The organism is Collinsella sp. AM41-2BH (assembly GCF_003468085.1).
Lineage (GTDB): Bacteria > Actinomycetota > Coriobacteriia > Coriobacteriales > Coriobacteriaceae > Collinsella.
Genome location: NZ_QSGH01000004.1, coordinates 77,835 through 95,523 on the forward strand (window position 1 = coordinate 77,835; position 17,689 = coordinate 95,523).

At 59.7% G+C, this 17,689-nt stretch carries 13 protein-coding genes; all 13 read left to right on the forward strand.

Annotated features, from left to right (window positions below; genetic code table 11):
• Nucleotides 1-137 precede the first annotated feature (137 nt).
• Complete coding sequence (locus tag DW899_RS03290) at nt 138-3,146, forward strand: glycoside hydrolase family 2 TIM barrel-domain containing protein (RefSeq protein ID WP_117799992.1); 3,009 nt, start codon at nt 138-140, stop codon at nt 3,144-3,146.
• Between the two features lie 3 nt (nt 3,147-3,149).
• Nucleotides 3,150-3,605 (forward strand): hypothetical protein, encoded by a 456-nt coding sequence (locus tag DW899_RS03295; protein WP_117799993.1) that lies wholly within the window; start codon nt 3,150-3,152, stop codon nt 3,603-3,605.
• Nucleotides 3,606-3,758: 153 nt separating this feature from the next.
• The gene (locus tag DW899_RS03300) at nt 3,759-5,222 is read left to right on the forward strand and encodes an amino acid permease (RefSeq protein ID WP_117799994.1); all 1,464 of its coding nucleotides are present in this window, start codon (nt 3,759-3,761) and stop codon (nt 5,220-5,222) included.
• A gap of 421 nt (nt 5,223-5,643) precedes the next feature.
• Nucleotides 5,644-5,892, forward strand: a complete 249-nt coding sequence (locus tag DW899_RS03305) for an HPr family phosphocarrier protein (protein ID WP_117634215.1) — start codon at nt 5,644-5,646, stop codon at nt 5,890-5,892.
• A gap of 185 nt (nt 5,893-6,077) precedes the next feature.
• Nucleotides 6,078-6,320, forward strand: coding sequence for a FeoA family protein (locus tag DW899_RS03310; protein ID WP_231500839.1), 243 nt, complete (start codon nt 6,078-6,080; stop codon nt 6,318-6,320).
• Between the two features lie 39 nt (nt 6,321-6,359).
• Nucleotides 6,360-6,581: a FeoA family protein gene (locus DW899_RS03315; RefSeq protein WP_006234774.1), complete on the forward strand. Its 222-nt coding sequence runs from the start codon at nt 6,360-6,362 to the stop codon at nt 6,579-6,581.
• A gap of 123 nt (nt 6,582-6,704) precedes the next feature.
• On the forward strand, nt 6,705-9,032 hold the full coding sequence (locus DW899_RS03320) for a ferrous iron transporter B (RefSeq protein ID WP_117799995.1): 2,328 nt from the start codon (nt 6,705-6,707) through the stop codon (nt 9,030-9,032).
• Nucleotides 9,033-9,207: 175 nt separating this feature from the next.
• Nucleotides 9,208-9,408 (forward strand): hypothetical protein, encoded by a 201-nt coding sequence (locus DW899_RS03325; protein ID WP_117799996.1) that lies wholly within the window; start codon nt 9,208-9,210, stop codon nt 9,406-9,408.
• Nucleotides 9,409-9,552: 144 nt separating this feature from the next.
• A complete protein-coding gene (locus DW899_RS03330) occupies nt 9,553-10,632 on the forward strand; it encodes a substrate-binding domain-containing protein (protein WP_117799997.1) in 1,080 nt (359 codons plus the stop codon).
• 459 nt (nt 10,633-11,091) lie between these two features.
• Complete coding sequence (gene uxaC / locus DW899_RS03335) at nt 11,092-12,519, forward strand: glucuronate isomerase (RefSeq protein ID WP_117799998.1); 1,428 nt, start codon at nt 11,092-11,094, stop codon at nt 12,517-12,519.
• Nucleotides 12,520-12,615: 96 nt separating this feature from the next.
• Nucleotides 12,616-14,130: a tagaturonate reductase gene (locus DW899_RS03340; RefSeq protein ID WP_117799999.1), complete on the forward strand. Its 1,515-nt coding sequence runs from the start codon at nt 12,616-12,618 to the stop codon at nt 14,128-14,130.
• A 78-nt stretch (nt 14,131-14,208) separates the two neighbouring features.
• Nucleotides 14,209-15,693, forward strand: a complete 1,485-nt coding sequence (locus DW899_RS03345) for a UxaA family hydrolase (RefSeq protein WP_117800000.1) — start codon at nt 14,209-14,211, stop codon at nt 15,691-15,693.
• A gap of 379 nt (nt 15,694-16,072) precedes the next feature.
• Nucleotides 16,073-17,632, forward strand: coding sequence for an MFS transporter (locus DW899_RS03350; RefSeq protein ID WP_157758022.1), 1,560 nt, complete (start codon nt 16,073-16,075; stop codon nt 17,630-17,632).
• The last annotated feature ends 57 nt before the right edge of the window (nt 17,633-17,689 follow it).

The following is a 17,689-nucleotide window of genomic DNA, read 5'->3' on the forward strand; positions in this document are numbered from 1 at the left end:
TTGTACAACCGGTTGCACCGTTAATCCGGCCAAATCGACCGTTCAGCGGACAACCGGTTGCACAGTTTTTTGCATCGCCCGTAAGATAAAGACAACCGGTTGCACAAGAATCACTACGATGACGAAGGAGCATCACCATGGACGCCATTAACGATTGGGAAAACCAAGCGCTCACCCACAGGAACCGCCTGGCACCCCATGCGTACTTTATGGGTTATGAGACCGCCGATCTCGCCGCTACGTACAGCCGCGAGCTGTCGCGCGGGTTTGTCCAGCTGTCTGGCTCGTGGCAGTTCCGCCTCTTTGAGGGGCCTGCTGCCGTCTCCAACGAGGAGCTCTCCACGTACAAGTCCGAGTGGGATCACGTGGAGGTTCCGCACCTGTGGCAGGTAGACGGCTATGGCAACCTTGCCTATACCGACGAGGGTTTCCCGTTTCCGGTGGATCAGCCGTTCGTTCCCTCCGACGACCCCACGGGCGTCTACCAGCGCATCGTCAACCTTCCCGCCGTTCCTGCCGGCGCCCGCGAGATCATTCGCTTCGACGGCATCGAGAGCTATGGCGAGCTGTACGTCAACGGTCAGTTTATCGGCATGACCAAGGGCTCGCGCCTGTCTGCCGAGTTCGACGTGACCGACGCGCTCGTCGAGGGCGACAACCTGTTTGCGGTCAAGGTCCTGCAGTACAGCGATGGCAGCTATATCGAGGATCAGGACATGTGGTGGGCCTCGGGCATCTTCCGCGATGTGTACCTTATGCAGCGTCCCGCCGCGCACCTGGTCGACTTTAGGTTCCGCACGCACCGCGAGGGCGATGCCGCTCTGATCACGCTCGATACGGTGGCCGAGGGCGCTTCCCGCGTCGTGTTTACGCTCAGCGATGGCGAGAATGTGGTCGCTACGGGCGAGTGCGTCGATGGCCATGCCGAGTGCAGCGTTGCCGATGCCCACTTCTGGAACCCCGAGGACCCCTTCCTCTATGACCTTACGTTTGAGGTCTACGACGGCGACGAGGTCAGCGAGTACGTTCCGCATCACCAGGGACTTGCCGAGGTGACGGTCGAGGGCAATCATATCTACCTCAACGGCACTTACTTTAAGATGCATGGCGTCAACCGCCACGATCACGACGATCACAAGGGTCGCGCCGTGGGCCTCGATCGCATGCGCCGCGACCTGGAGCTCATGAAGCGGCACAACATCAACGCGGTGCGCACCTCTCACTATGCCAATGACCCGCGCTTCTACGAGCTGTGTGATGAGTATGGCATCATGCTGGTCGCCGAGACCGATATGGAGAGCCACGGCTTCGAGAATATCGGCAACATCGCCCTGGTCACCGACGATCCGGCATGGGAGCCGGCCTACGTCGACCGCATTGAGCGCCTGGTGATGCAGGAGCGCAACCACGCCTGCATCATTATGTGGTCGATGGGCAACGAGAGCGGCTATGGCTGCAACATCCGCGCGATGTACGCCAAGGCTCACGAGCTCGATGATCGTCCGGTCCATTACGAGGAGGACCGCAACGCCGATACCGTCGACGTCATTTCCACGATGTACTCCCGTGTGTCGCAGATGAACGACTTTGGCGAGCATCCGTTCCCCAAGCCGCGCATCAACTGCGAGTACGGCCACTCCATGGGCAATGGCCCCGGAGGCCTGTCCGAGTACCAGGAGGTCTTTGATCGTTGGGATTGCATCCAGGGCCAGTTCATTTGGGAATGGTGCGACCACGGTTTGGCTGCTGTGACCGAGGACGGCGTTGCCTACGACATGTATGGCGGCGACAACGGCGACTACCCCAACAACAGCAACTTCTGCATCGATGGCATGGTGTTCCCCTGGCAGCAGCCGAGCCCGGGCCTTACCGAGTACGGCCAGGTCATCTGCCCGGTCCGCATGGCTTATGACGCCGAGGCAGGCGAGCTGACCGTCACCAACAAGCGTTGGTTCACCACCCTCGAGGATGTCTGCCTGTCGGCCGAGACCCTGGTGGACGGCGACGTGGTCTGCCGCAAGACGCTCATGCCCGGCGCGGTTGCCCCCGGCGAGTCCGTCCAGCTGCCGCTGGTGATTCGCGAGGCCGCGGTAGGCGAGACCCTGCTGACCGTGCGCGCCTACACCATGGCGGCTCACGCCTGGTGCGAGCCGATGTTCCAGTTGGGCGCTAGCCAGTTTGCCATCGCCAACCATCCGGCGCCGGCCATCGCCGCCCCCGCTCGTCCTGAGCTTACGGTCGAGGAGACCGAGCAGGAGATCCGCATTCACTCCCTCAACGGTGAGCTGACCTTCAACAAAGTTAACGGTACCGTGAGCGAGTGGAAGGCATCCGGCCGCGATGTCATGGCTTCTGGCCCCCAGGTTGGTTTTTGGCATCCGCTCGTCGATAACCACGCCCAGGAGTATGACTCCCTGTGGAAGGACAACTTCATCGATGTGATGCAGACGTCTACCCGCAAGGTTTCTTGGAAGCAGGACGGCAATGCGGTCGTCGTTACCGTGAGCCAGCGTATTGCTCCTCCCGTCCGCGCGTTCGGCATGCGCGTCGAGCTCGTCTACACCGTGCTTCCGAGCGGTCGCGTCGACCTCAAGGTTTCCGGCGAGCCCTACGGCGATTACTCGGATATCATCCCGCGCATCGGCATCTCCTTCGAGGTCCCCGGTTGCGATCGTGCCGTTGAGTGGTATGGCCACGGCCCGGGCGAGAACTATCCGGACTCGTTGCGCGCCAACCCGGTCGGTCATTACCGCACTACGGTCGACGACATGTTCACGCCGTATGTCATGCCCCAGGATTGCGCTAACCGCGAGGGCACCCGTTGGGTTGCCCTGCGCTCCAGCCACGGTGACGGTCTGGTCGTGACGCGTCCGAGCGACGCCGCTTCCAACCCGTTCTCGTTCTCGGCATGGCCCTATAGCTGCGAGGCTATCGACAGCGCCAAGCACGTCTACGACCTTGTCAAGGGTGACACGGTCACGGTCAACATCAACGACCAGCTGCTCGGCCTTGGCTCGAACTCTTGGGGCTCCGAGGTGCTCGATTCCTATCGCACCCGTTTTGAGAGCTTCAGCTTTGAGGTGTCCCTGCGACCGCTGACGTCTGCCGATCTGGCTCAGGCGCTGGCACCCATTAAGGAGGCATAAGTCATGCATGTCTTTAACTCGCGTGTCGATTTCGACGCTCAGATGAAGTCCGTCAAGAAGTGGATGCGTACCGGACAGGCGCTCGATGGTGTTGCCGACCTGCAGCACGACGTGGCCTACTCTATCGGAGACTCGCTGGTGTATTGGTGGGTGAACGCCCACGAGGCGGCTACTGCCGATCTGGTCGGTCACCGTCGCTACCATGCCGTGCTCGCCCCGCTCGACGGCGACCTGACCGTCGAGGTTGCCCCCAAGGCAGGCCTCACCTGCACGCGCGCTTACAGCGATATCGACGATCGTGAGCGCTTTGAGGGTACGGGGGAGACCGTGACGATTCCCGCCGGCGGCGTTGCCGTCGTCGAGATCGACGAGGCCTACCGTGTCGTGGCCGATGCCGCGGATTCCCGCGTCGTGGTACTGCACGTGACGGTTGAAGGTTATTCCTTCCCCAACAAGTAGTATTCGTCCGTTTGGACGTTTGCTTTGCGCCGTTAAGGGGGATGGCTTTGTTGACTCCCTTTTCCCCATCCCCCTTAGCAGGTGTGCTGTCCACGATTGCGCTTGCAGTCCGGACGGTTTTAGATGAGATATAACGGATGATTGGGAGGGCTTATGAGCTCCGAAAAACGAGGAACGATTGGTTCGTTCGCTCTGCTGGGCATGACGGTCGCCGCCGTGTTCGGTATCAAGAACATCATCAACAACAACGCGGCCATCGGCTTGGCAGCTGCGCCGTCGTTCTTCTTCGCCACGCTTTTGTACTTTGTCCCCTATACCCTGGTTACCGCCGAGTTCGTCGGCCTCAACAGGGACTCCGAGTCTGGCGTGTACGCATGGGTTAAGACCTCGATGGGTGGTCGCTGGGCGTTCCTGACGGCATTTAGCTACTGGTTCGTTAACCTGTTCTACTTTGCGTCCGTCCTGCCCAACGTCATCATTTACGCGAGCTACGTGTTCTTTGGTGCCAATGCCGAGCTCTCGCAGCTGTGGATCACCATTATCGAGATCGTCGTCTTTGCTATCGCCACGTGGGTTTCGACCAAGGGCGCTAAGTGGATCGGCTCCATTTCCTCCTTCGGCTCGACCGCGGCTCTCGGCCTGACTGCCGTGTTCATCTTGCTGTCCCTGGCTGCTGCCTTTGGCGGCGTCGAGTTCGCTACGGCTCCTACTCCGGCTAACATGGCGCCCGACACGAGCAGCTTTGCCACTACGTGGGGCTTCTTCGGTACGCTTGCCTGGATCATCCAGGGCGTTGGCGGCGCTGAGTCTGTCGGCGTGTTCCTTAACGACCTTAAGGGCGGCGTCAAGGCCTTCGTGCGCACCGTCGTTATCGCCGGCCTGACCATCGGCCTTCTGTACGCAGGCGCTTCGCTGCTGGTCAACCTGTTCATTCCCGAGGGCGGCGTTGCCATCTCCACCGGTATCTTCGACGTATTCGGCGCTGTCTTTGCCCACTTTGGCATTCCCATGGAAGTGTCCACGCGCGTCATTGGCCTGATCCTTCTCGCTGCCACGCTGGGCTCCCTCATGATGTGGACCTCTGCTCCCATCAAGGTCTTCTTCACCGAGATCCCCAAGGGCGTCTTTGGTAGCAAGATCGTCGAGCTCAACGAGCACGGCATTCCCGCCCGCGCCGCTTGGCTGCAGTTCGCCATCGTCGTCCCCATCCTGATCATCCCGGCCTTGGGCTCTGGTAACCTCGACGACCTGCTCATGATCGTCACCAACATGACGGCTGCCACTGCTCTGCTCCCGCCGCTGCTGATCCTGCTTGCCTACTTTATGCTGCGCAAGAACTTCGACGCCGCTCCCCGTGACTTCCGCATGGGCTCGCGCAGCTTTGGTCTGGTCATTGCCGCATTCCTGCTTGTGGTCTTCTGCTTTGTGCTTGTCTGCGGCACCATCCCGCTCGATCAGCCGCTGTGGCTGACGCTGGTCTACAACGTTGGCGGTGTGGTTGTCTTCCTGGGCCTTGCCGTGATGTGGTACAACCGCTATATCAACCGCCTGCGCGAGACCGATCCCGAGGCCGCCGAGAGCGAGCTGCGCCCCTCCGTCCTCGACATGATGGAGTAGCGGCTAGGATTAATCTACGGCTGTGGAATAAATCGATTCCCTTTCCTAAGGAGGGGCCTTACGAGGCCCCTCCTTTTGTGTTTTGGGGCATGGTTTTGGACCCCGTGGTCAAAAAATGCCAAATATGAGTACTGTTGCAAAAGAGGTGTCATATTTTTCGGCCTGTTCTGAGCAAAAACGGGCTCAAAATCAATTTATATAACCCCCTTTAAAGGGCGTTTGACGGCTTTCAACCTCTTCGAATCGCTCAAAGGAGGCAATTTGCTCTCGATTTTGCTGCTACTAAATTGGTGACAGTACTCATATTTGCCACTTTTTGCCCACGAGGTGTTCAGAGGAGCTCTCGACAAGCATCTAACGCTACAATAACTACCACGTGGCTGGGTTTGCCGGCCGAATGTGCGATGCCGTGGGAGGGGACATGGTCGAGTTTACAAAGACGATTAAAGATCCGTTGGGACTGCATGCCCGCCCGGTTGCGCTGCTCTATGACATTATTGCCAAGCATCGTAGCAACGTATCGGTCAGCATCGGCGATCGCCATACCGACGGCCGCGATGTAATGGGGCTCATGGCTCTCTACGGCGAGTGCGGCGAGGACATCATCTTCCGCATTTCGGGCGTAGACGAGGCCTCGTGTGTCACGTCGATCAGAAACCTCTCCCTCTAAACGCAACAATGTGACAAAGGGGCTGTCCCCTTGTCACACCTGTTTCATATGGGAAACTTTTTCGAAAACTGAATAGGGACCCTTTCCAAAAAGTTAACCACGTGCTAGTTTACTGTAGCGAACATAGACGTGGTTAACTTTTGCTGCGTCGATGTTGAGGACGAACTGACGTTAGGAGCACACTCATGTCTTGCGGACCGCAGATGCCGGCCATGCCGCTTTCGATGGTGAAAGCGGGCGAAACCGTGCACGTGTCTCGTGTAAAGGGCAATGAGGACATGAAGCACCACCTCAAGGACCTCGGCTTTGTCGAGGGCAGTGAGGTTCACGTGGTGAGCTCGAGTGGCGCCAATATCATCGTCACCGTGCTGGGCGCACGCTTTGGTATCGATACCAAGGTCGCCATGCACATCATGACCGTCGGTTAGTTCGCAGCATTTCATAAAAGCTGAAAGGGGGAAAAGAATATGAAGACGTTGGGTGACGTTAAGGTGGGCGAGAGCTCTACCATCGTCAAGCTTCATGGCGAGGGCGCGCTTCGCCGTCACCTTATGGACCTGGGCCTCATCAAGGGCACTTCGTTCAAGGTCGTTAAGGTTGCACCGCTCGGAGATCCTGTCGAGATCAACGTGCGCGGCTACGAGCTTTCCATCCGCAAGGAGGAGGCTGCCGTCGTCGAGGTCCAGTAAGGGCTCGCGGCAACTATTTATGCAGATAAAGTTAGGTTTTTCTAACTTAAATTTGCGATGTTGAAGCACATTATCCAGCCCGTGCGGAGAAAGCAGCGCGGGCACACAAGGAAGAAGGATTGAATGGCGGATTCTCAGATCCATGTCGCGCTGGCGGGTAACCCCAACTGCGGCAAGACCACGCTTTTCAACCTGATCACCGGCGCCAACGGCTACGTTGGCAACTGGCCCGGTGTCACGGTTGAGAAAAAGGAAGCCAAGCTCCTAAGCGACAAGAACGTTACCATCACGGACCTCCCCGGCATCTACTCGCTTTCCCCCTACAGCCCCGAGGAGCAGTGCTCTCGCGACTACCTCATGAGCGGCGAGCCCGATGTCGTTGTCCAGGTGGTCGATGCCACCAACCTCGAGCGCAACCTGTACCTGGCGCTTCAGGTTATCGAGACCGGCCTGCCCGTGGTCGTGGCCCTCAACATGGCCGACCTCGTGGAGAAGAACGGCGATAAGATCGACACGGACAAGCTTTCCAAGAAGCTCGGCTGCCCGGTCATGATGATCTCGGCCCTTAAAAACAAGGGTATCACGGAGCTGTTCGAGCAGGTCAAGAAGTCTGCTGCTTCCAAGGGCCAGGTGCCGGAGCACAAGTTCGATTCCTCCATCGAGGACGTTCTGGACCACATCGAGAACAACCTGCCGGCGAGCGTTCCCGCCAACAAGCGTCGCTACTACGCTGTCAAGCTGTTTGAGCGCGACGCGGACGCCTGCAAGCTCATCAACCTTACCAAGGAGAAGGCCGCTCGCGTGGAGCAGCTGGTCGCCCAGTGCGAACAGGACTGCGACGACGACGCCGAGTCCATCATCACCGGCGAGCGCTATGGCGTGATTGCCCACATTATCGACGAGTGCATGACCAAGGCTCCGGCCAAGATGAGCACCTCCGAGAAGATCGACCGTGTGGTTACCAACCGCATCCTGGGCCTGCCGATCTTTGTGGTCATCATGTTCTGCGTGTACTACATCGCCGTTTCTACCCTCGGCGGCACGGTGACCGACTTCACCAACGACCAACTCTTCGGCACCGACGGCTGGTACGTGCTCGGTCAGGGTCGCGACGCCTATGACGCAGCTGTTGAGGCTGCGGGCGACAACGCCGACTCGGTCGACCCGGCGCAGTACGGCCCCTATGTCCCGGGTATCACCACCGTGGTGCACGACGCCCTTGTGGCGGGCGGCACCGAGGACGGTGGCCTGGTCGATTCGCTGGTCTGCGACGGCATCGTCGGCGGCCTGGGCGCCATCTTCGGCTTTGTGCCGCAGATGTTCCTGCTCTTTGTGATGTTGTCTTTCCTGGAGGACTGCGGCTACATGGCCCGCGTCGCCTTCATCATGGACCGCGTGTTCCGCCGCTTTGGCCTGTCCGGTAAGTCCTTTATCCCCATGCTCGTGTCCTCGGGCTGCGGCGTCCCCGGCGTCATGGCCACCAAGACCATCGAGAACGAGAAGGACCGCCGCATGACGGTCATGACCACCACGTTCATTCCCTGTGGCGCCAAGCTGCCGATCATCGCCCTGCTCATGGGCTCCATCATCGGCGATTCTTCCACCACCGCCGCATGGATCAGCCCGCTCTTCTACTTCCTGGGCGTCTTTGCCGTCATCGCCTCGGGCCTCATGCTCAAGAAGACCAAGCTCTTCGCCGGCCGTCCGACGCCGTTCGTTATGGAGCTTCCTGCCTACCACTTCCCGGCGATCCGCTCTTGGGCGCTGCACGTGTGGGAACGCTGCTGGGCCTTTATCAAGAAGGCCGGCACGGTCATCTTCGCGTCCACCGTCGTCGTTTGGTTCCTCTCCAACTTTGGTAGCTATAACGGTTCCTTTGGCTTCCTGCCTGCGATGGACGGCATCCCCGAGGAGTTTATGGACTACTCCGTGCTTGCCATGCTCGGCAACCTGGTCGCTTGGATCTTCGCCCCGCTCGGCTTTAGCACCTGGCAGGCAACTGCGCTGACTGTTTCTGGCCTTGTCGCCAAGGAGAACGTCGTCGCCACCGCCGGCTCGCTGCTGTCGGTTGCTGACGCCGCCGAGACCGACCCGAGCCTGTGGACCGCGTTTGCCGGCATGTTCCCGACTATGGGCGCCTGCGTTGCCTTCGGCGCTTTCAACCTGCTGTGCGCCCCGTGCTTTGCCGCCATGGGCACTATCCGCAATCAGATGGACTCCGGCAAGTGGACCGCGATTGCCATCGGCTACGAGTGCGCCTTCGCTTGGGTCATCGGCCTGTTCATCAACCAGTTCTACAACCTGCTTGTCCTTGGCCAGTTTGGTATCTGGACGGTTGTGGCCATCGTGCTGCTGGTTGCGATGCTCTTCCAGATCTTCCGTCCCATGCCCAAGCACGCTTGGACCGACGAGGATGAGACCAACACCGCTTCCGCCGCAGTTTCCGCTTAAGTCCGAATAAGGATTAGCCCCTTTCCACGAGCCCGGGTGTCCCAGCGACACTCGGGCTTTTTGGTGGGGGAGATGTGGCGTTTCCGCAGATAAAACCGACCAAAATATACCTGTCCCTTTTTGGCAGATGGAGAATGGGGTAAAGTAAGTGGTGGTTAACTAGAGGAGGCTTGCTATGGCACCTATCGATATTGTTGTGCTGGCCGTTATCGGCATTGCGTTTGTCGCCGTGTGCGTGCGCATTTATCGCAAGGGCACCTGCGCCGACTGCGCTCAAGGTGGCGTTTGCACGGGACATTGCTCCAACAAAAAGACGTGCGCCGCACTTAAGGGCGTGGACAAAATCGCCGAAGACTTGGGCCGCGGTGTCAAATAGGCCCCAGACGTCCAAGCGCCTCGCGAGCATCCGTTCGCGGGGCGCTTTGCACATTTGGGGGCGAGCGCGGCGAGTTGAAGAGTGATTTTGGGGTATCGTTACCTGTACTGTTAATTGGCAACTTATCTATAACGGAGTAACCCCATGAGCGCTCGCGTAACCATGAAGGACATAGCCGCCGAGCTTGGCGTTTCCATCAATACCGTGCACAAGGCCCTGACGGGTAAGGCCGGCGTGAGCGAATCCGTGCGCTCCAAGGTGAATGCTAAGGCCGAGGCCATGGGTTACCACCGCAACACAAGTGCCTCGAGCCTGCGCCGCAAGGATATCAACCTGGTGTTTTGCCTGCCCCGCGCATCGTGCGAGGGGGCGTACTTTTTCCGTTACCTTTGGGAAGGCTGCAACCGCTTTGAGCAGGAGGTCATCGACCGGGGCATTACGGTTGAGCGCGTTGAATTTGGCGTGGGTGGCTACGCCGATGCGCTCGAGCAGATTGATGAGCGTCTGCAGGTAGGCGAGAAGATTGACGGCCTGCTTGCCTATGTTCCGGGTGATGACCGCGCAACCGAGCTCTTGAGGCAGATTGCCGAGGCGGGCGTGACAATCGAGCTCGTAGACGGCGACCGCCCGCACCTCGATCGCCTGGGTGCCAGTCTAGCGGACTATTCCGCGGCGGGCAGTCTTATGGCGGAGCAGGCGGCAAATCTGGTCCACGCTTCTGGGGCTGATGCCCGCGTGCTCCTGTTGGCGGGCGACCCCTATACCGATTCACACTACCTGACCGCCCGCGCCTTTCATAATTACCTGCGCGAACACGATATTCCATGGCAGGTTGAGGACCTTGCCGGCGCCCATGCGCAAGTCAAACAGCTCGAGCGCGAGCTTGAGCAGCGCTTGAGTGCGCCGGATGCTCCCGAGCTCATCTGTAGCGTTTTTGCCGTTGGTTCCGAGGTGGTCGCCGACGCGCTTGTTTCGAGCGGCAAGGCCGGCAAGGTCATGGTGATCGGCAACGACCTGTTCCCCGAGAGCGCCTTGGCCTTGCGCCGTGGCATCTTTACCAATATTGTCTATAAGGACCCGGTGAGCTTGGCCTACCGTGGCGCCAAGACTTTGGGCGAGTATTTGCTGTGGGGTAAAACTCCGGCGGAGCCCGTGCAGAAGGGTGCTGTGGAGATGGTGTTTGCCAGCAACGTCGACCGCTACTGCGAGCTTGCGGGAATTTAGCCGTTTGGTCAGGTACCCCCTCTTGCGACGTGCATTTTTTGGAGTATTCAGCAATGGCGTGTCCCGAAAGGGGCTAGGACGACTGTTTTAAGTGCCCCCGATGGCGTAATTCGCCATCGGGGGCATTTATTTATGCCGATTGGGCGCAATATGAGCATCAGATAGGGCTTCGAAGACGGCGCGCGGTGCGCTCCGATGCTGAATACTCCCAAAAATGCACGGCGGAACATGACCCACCTGGCCAAAGCGCTCAAGTTCGGTATTCGGGGACGCCTGCCAATTCGCAATACATACAAGTTACGGCTCCAGTAACCGTTGAACGGGCAAAATCGACCGTTCACACCATGGTGGTTAGGTGAACGTTCACCTTTTAAGGCGCAATGAATTAGTATAGTGAACGTTCACCTAGAGGATAACGAGCGCATTGTGCGCCCGCTCCGCCAACAAAGGGGTTGTTTGATGAAAAACTTCATGGACGATCAGGATTTCCTGCTGAGCACCAAAACCGGTGAGGAGCTGTTCCACAACTTTGCCGAGGGCATGCCCATCGTTGACTACCACTGCCACATTTCTCCCAAGGAGATCTGGGACGACAAGCGTTTTGAGAACATCACCGAGGTTTGGCTGGGCGGTGACCACTACAAATGGCGCCTGATGCGTGCCAACGGCGTCGACGAGCGCTTCATTACCGGCGATGCCCCTGCTCGCGAGAAGTTTCAGAAGTGGGCCGAGACCCTGGGCCGTTGCGTGGGCAACCCCGTCTTTGAGTGGAGCCACCTGGAGCTTAAGCGTTACTTTGGCTACGAGGGCGTCCTGAACGGCAAAACCGCTCAGGAGGTCTGGGACCTTGCCAACGCCAAGCTCGCCGAGGCCAGCTTTACCTGCCGCAACCTCATCAAGCAGTCCAACGTCCGCATGATCTGCACTACCGACGACCCCGCCGACAGCTTTGAGTGGCACAAGAAGATTGCCGCCGACGACAGTTTTGACGTTCAGGTCGTTCCCGCCATGCGCCCCGATGCCGCCCTGCGCATCGAGCGTGGCCAGGAGTTCGCCGACTACTGCAAGCATCTCTCCAAGGTTGCCGGCGTTGAGATCAGCGACTTCGAGGGCATGAAGGCCGCCATCTCCAAGCGCTACGACGTTGCCCACGAGCTGGGCTGCCGCGCTTCCGACCACGCGCTCGACTACGTTATGTACGTTCCGGCTACCGCCGACGAGATCGAGACTATCTTTGCCAAGGGCCTTGCCGCCGAGCCGCTTACCGAGGACGAGGTCCTCAAGTACAAGACGGCCTTCATGCAGTTTGTCGCCGGCGAGTATGTCCGCCTTGGCTGGGCCATGCAGCTGCACTTTGGCTGCAAGCGTGACAACAACCGCGCTATGTTCGCCAAGCTCGGTCCCGACACCGGCTACGACTGCATCTCCAACTACACGCCGTCCGACCAGCTGGCCGATTTCCTCAACTCCATCCAGGAGTCCACGGGTCTGCCCAAGACCATCCTGTACAGCCTGAACCCCATCGACAACACCATGATCGATACCGTGATGGGCTGCTTCCAGGGGGCTCCGACCGCCGGCAAGATCCAGAACGGCTCTGCCTGGTGGTTCAACGACAACGAGATCGGTATGCGCGAGCAGCTCACGGCTCTGGCTAACGAGGGCGTGCTGGGCAACTTTGTGGGCATGCTTACCGATTCCCGCTCCTTCCTGTCCTACCCGCGTCACGAGTACTTCCGTCGCGTGCTGTGCGGCGTGATCGGTGAGTGGGTCGAGCAGGGCAAGTACCCCGCCGACATGGAGCTGCTGGGAGCCATTGTGCGCGACATCAGCTACAACAACGCGGTCCGCTACTTCGGCTTTGACCTGGATACCGTCGAGGCCTAAACCCGCATCGAACCACACCGAACTCGGGAGCGCCGTTGCCGCACGCGGCGCCCCCGTTTTGCCTGCACGCTAACAAACGCCTAAGGAGACACATCGATGGAGAACATCAGCTACGAGACGCTCGAGAAGATCGGCTACAAGGGCTACCTGCTGCCCAAGGACGCGCCCGAGAAGGTTCTGCAGTTTGGCGAGGGCAATTTCCTGCGCGCCTTCGTCGACCGCTTCTTTGACATGGGCAACGAGGCAACCGGCTGGAACGGCAAGGTTGTCATGGTGCAGCCCATCAGTGGCGCCTTTGGCTTTGCCGACGGCATCAATGCCCAGGACGACCTGTACACCGTGCTGGTGCGCGGTAAGGAGAACGGCAACACGGTTGACGAGTCCCGTGTGATCAGCGCTTGCAGCCGCTGCCTCAATCCGTACCGCGAGGCGGACTACCGCGCCATGATGGAGGTTGCCGTCTCCGACGACCTAGAGATTATCGTCTCCAACACCACCGAGGCTGGCATTGCCTACGATCCGTCCTGCAAGGCCGACGATATGCCGCCCGCGAGCTTCCCCGCCAAGCTTGTCCAGGTCCTTCACACCCGCTGGGCTGCCGGCAAGCCGGGCGTCATCGTGCTCGCCTGCGAGCTCATCGACCATAATGGCGAGGAGCTGCTGCGCATCATGAACCAGTACGTAAGCGATTGGGGCTGGGAGGACGAGTTCTCGCAGTGGATGGCCAACGACTGCACCGTCTGCACCACGCTCGTCGACACTATCGTCCCCGGCCGCATCCGCGACCCCAAGGAGGCCGCTGCCGTGGCCGAGCGCCTGGGCTACGAGGATCCCTTCCTGGCCGTGCGCGAGCCCTTCCAGATGTGGGGTATCCAGGGCGATGAGTCGCTCAAGGAGCGTCTGCCCTTCATGAAGGCCGGCCTGCCGGGTGTCTTTGTTACCCCCGATGTCACCCCGTACAAGAAGCGCAAGGTCCGCATCCTCAACGGTGCCCATACCGCCTTTGTCCCGGGTTCCTGGGTTGCCGGCTTTGACATCGTGCGCGATTGCATGCATGACGAGACCGTTCGCGGCTTCATGAACACCATGCTCTACGACGAGGTCATCCCGACGCTTGCCGCCGACCTGGACGTCGAGGACTGCAAGGCCTTTGCTGCCGCCGTCGAGAACCGCTTCGACAACCCGTTTATCGACCACGCGCTGCTCTCCATTTGCCTCAACTCAACCGCCAAATGGCGTGCTCGCGACCTGCCCACGCTCAAGGACTATGTTGCCGAGACCGGCAACCTGCCCAAGTGCCTGGCGACGAGCCTCGCTACGCTCATTGCCTTCTATACGCAGGAGCTCGTTGCTCGCGAGGGCGATGGCCTGCACCTGCGCCGCGCCGACGGCACCGAGTACACCGCTCAGGACGATGCCTTCGTGCTCGACTTCTACGCCGCCCACGCCGGTGCAGACGATGCCGAGCTGGTGCACGACGTGCTCAGCAACGAGCAGATGTGGGGCGAGGACCTTACGCAGATCGCCGGCCTTGAGGAGTTTGTCGTCAACGCGCTTGCCGTTGTGCGCGCCGAGGGCGCCAAGCAGGCGTTTGCCAACGCCCAGGCCTAAATCCTTCTGTGCGCCCGCCGGGCAACTGGCGGGCGCCCGCTGACTTCTGCTCAACCTGTAGGGTTAGGACTCTTTGTAATGAATACTATCCAGATCAATCCGGCCGACAACGTGATCGTCGCGCTGTCGCCGCTTGCCAAGGGCACCGCCGTCGCGGTTCCCGGGGTGGGCGAGGTCGTTGCCGCGGAGGATATTCCGCAGGGCCACAAGATGGCCGTGCGTGCCATTGCGGCGGGGGAGGACGTCGTCAAGTACGGTCTTCCTATCGGTCACGTGACGGGCGACATCCAGCCCGGTCAGTGGCTTCATACTCATAACGTCAAGACTAACCTTTCGGGCGAGGTCGAGTACGCTTACAACCCGACGCATCCGGTCGTTGAGCCGGTTGAGCCCGAGACCTTTATGGGCTTCCGCCGCGCTGACGGCCGCGCCGCCACGCGCAACGAGCTGTGGATCATCCCCACGGTCGGCTGCGTCAACGAGGTCGCACGTGCCATGTGCGAGCAGGCTCAGGATCTGGTCGAGGGCTCGCTGGAGGGCGTTTACTACTTCCCGCATCCCTTTGGCTGCTCGCAGACCGGTGCCGACCATGCCCAGACGCGCCGTCTGCTGGTGGCGCTCTCGCGTCACGCAAACGCTGCGGGTGTGCTGTTCCTGTCCCTCGGTTGCGAAAACTGCACGCACCAGCAGGTACTCGACGAGCTCGGTGACTTTGATCGCGAGCGCGTTCGATTCCTCGCCTGCCAGGATGTAGCCGACGAGCAGGTCGAGGGTCACAAGATCCTGTCCGAGCTTGCCGACCTGGCCAAGCAGGCCAAGCGTGAGCCCATTCCTGCCTCCGAGCTGGTCATTGGCCTTAAGTGCGGCGGCTCTGACGGTCTTTCGGGCATTACCGCCAACCCCACGATCGGTCGCGTGAGCGATATGGTTGTCGCCCGCGGCGGCACGTCGGTGCTCACCGAGGTTCCCGAGATGTTTGGCGCGGAGAGCATTCTGCTCGATCGCTGTGAAAGCCAGGACGTCTTCAATGCCGCCTCCGACATGCTCAACGGCTTTAAGGACTACTTTATCAGCCACGGCGAGGTCGTCTATGAGAACCCGAGCCCCGGCAACAAGGACGGCGGCATTACCACGCTCGAGGACAAGAGCTGCGGCTGCGTGCAAAAGGGCGGATCTGCCCCCATCGTCGACGTGCTGCCGTATGCCGGTCAGGCTACCAAGCATGGCCTGAACATGCTGTGCGGTCCGGGCAACGACATGGTATCCACCACGGCCCTGACGGCTGCCGGCTGCCACGTAATCCTGTTCTCGACCGGCCGCGGCACGCCGTTTGGCGCACCGGCGCCTACACTCAAGGTGTTCACCAACCAGCGTCTGTGCGACCACAAGGCCAACTGGATGGACTTTAACGCCGGCGTGGTCGCCACGGGCGAGCGTACGCTCGACGAGGCTGCCGACGACCTGTATCAGATGGTGCTGGACACGGCGAGCGGCAAGCTTACGAGTGCCGAGCGTCGCGGCTGCCACGAGATCAGCATTTGGAAGGATGGCGTCTGCCTGTAGCGGTAAATGGGTTCGCATAGGGCGCTATTGACCATGGCCCCGTCGGGAGTGTTCCCGGCGGGGCCATGTTTGTTCTGTCTGTTCGGGCGTGTCTTCCTGAGGGTACGGGAGCGGCGAAAACAATAAACGTTCACCTAATCGACCTCAAATTTAAACCCACTCAATACCCATGTAATCGTGATTTTTTTCAAGTCAGATATCCGTTTAACGGCAAAAAACGACCGTTCAAGGATAATATACAAGTGAACGTTCACCTATCATATGCAATCGCGCATAATCTAGCTAAACGTTCACCCTACGAGTGGGCGATATGCAGACAGACATCGGTATGGACTCCAATGTCTTGTTACAAGACAATCGAGAAAAGAGAGGGAGCTCGATGACTAACAAGATCGGTAAAAAGCGCAAGATCACATTCTGGACGCGCTTGGGCTTTGGTATGGGCGGCATGCTCAACTCCGGTGCCCTGAGCTTTACGCACAGCTACATGGTGCTGTTCCTGTCCACGGAGTGTGGTCTGTCCGCAGGCGAGGCTGCGCTGATCAGCTCGTTCGCCATCTATCTCAACGCCATTCTGTGCCCGCTCATGGGCTTTGTGGCCGATAACTTCTACGCTACCAAGATCGGCCGCATCTTTGGCCGCCGCCGTTTCTGGATCTTGCTGGCTATCCCGATGATGGTCGCCGAGCCGCTCATCTTTGTGGCTACGCCGTTTGGTTTCCCGTACTACTTTGTGTTGTACCTGATCTACAACGTCGCGTACACGTTCTGCACCGCCAACCTGTCGCCGCTTACCATCGAGATGACCGATGACTTCAAGGAGCGTACGTACCTCACCGGCTACAAGCACCTCTTTGGTAACGCCGCCGGCTTCCTGATGGCAGCACTCGTCGGCTTTGGCTTTGGCACCTTCGGCGAGACCAACCCGTTCAGCTACTTCATTATTGCTACGATTAACGCTTCGGTCATGGCAATCTCGCTGCTCTGCGTGTACCTGTCTACGTGGGAGCACACCCCCGAGGAGGTCGCTCAGGAGAAGATCGAGAGCGTCGGCGAGGGTATCAAGAAGTTTTTCATCGACGTTATCTCTACCTTCCGCAACAAGTCCTTCCGCAAGGTCCTGTATGCGCAGGTCTCCACGAAGCTCGCCGCTGCCTGCTGGTCTGCGTGCCTGTCCTTCTTCATCGTCTACTGTCTGCAGATTCCTAAGTCCTACGAGTCCGTGATGGAGATGCCCGGCAAGGTCGTCGCTATCGTCTGCACCGCCATCTGGGTCGCCCTCATGGCCAAGAAGGGCTTCCACAAGTCTTGGTACCTGGCAAACGTCGGTTGCGCCGCGTGCATCATCGCCTACAACTACTTCGCCTTTGGTCAGATCAACGGCACCTCCACGGTCGCCATCGCCATGATCGCCTACCCCATCATCTTCGCCATCTGGAAGTTCTTCTACGTTGGCTTCCAGTATCTGCCCGATGTTCTGCTCAACTACATCCCCGATGTCGATGAGCTCATCACCCTGCGTCGTCGCGAGGGCATCTACAGCTCCGCTCAGCAGCTCTGCCAGCAGATCGCCCAGGCTGTTGCCGTCAACGTATGGGCTATCGTCCTTGCTGCCTCCGGCTTCATTCAGACCGCCGGCAACAGCGATGCCGTGACCCAGCCCGCCACCGTGCCTCTGTACATCTGCGGCTACATGCTCATCGGCTGCGCCGGCTTCTTCCTGCTCGCGGCCGTCCTTGCCCGCGGCATCAAGATTGACAAGGAACAGTGCGACATCCTTTGCGACGAGATCCACCGTGTCAAGGAGGGTGGCAAGATGGCCGACGTCAAGCCCGAGGTCAAGGCACTCTGCGAGGAGCTCTCCGGCTTTAAGTACGAGGACTGCTTTGCCCACAACAATGTTGGCTTCCAGGACGGCAGCGTAATTCCCGCCGAGTAGGGCAGGCGCATCGTCCAAACCAAAGGGCCGTGCCACCGGAGATCCGCCGGCGGGTGC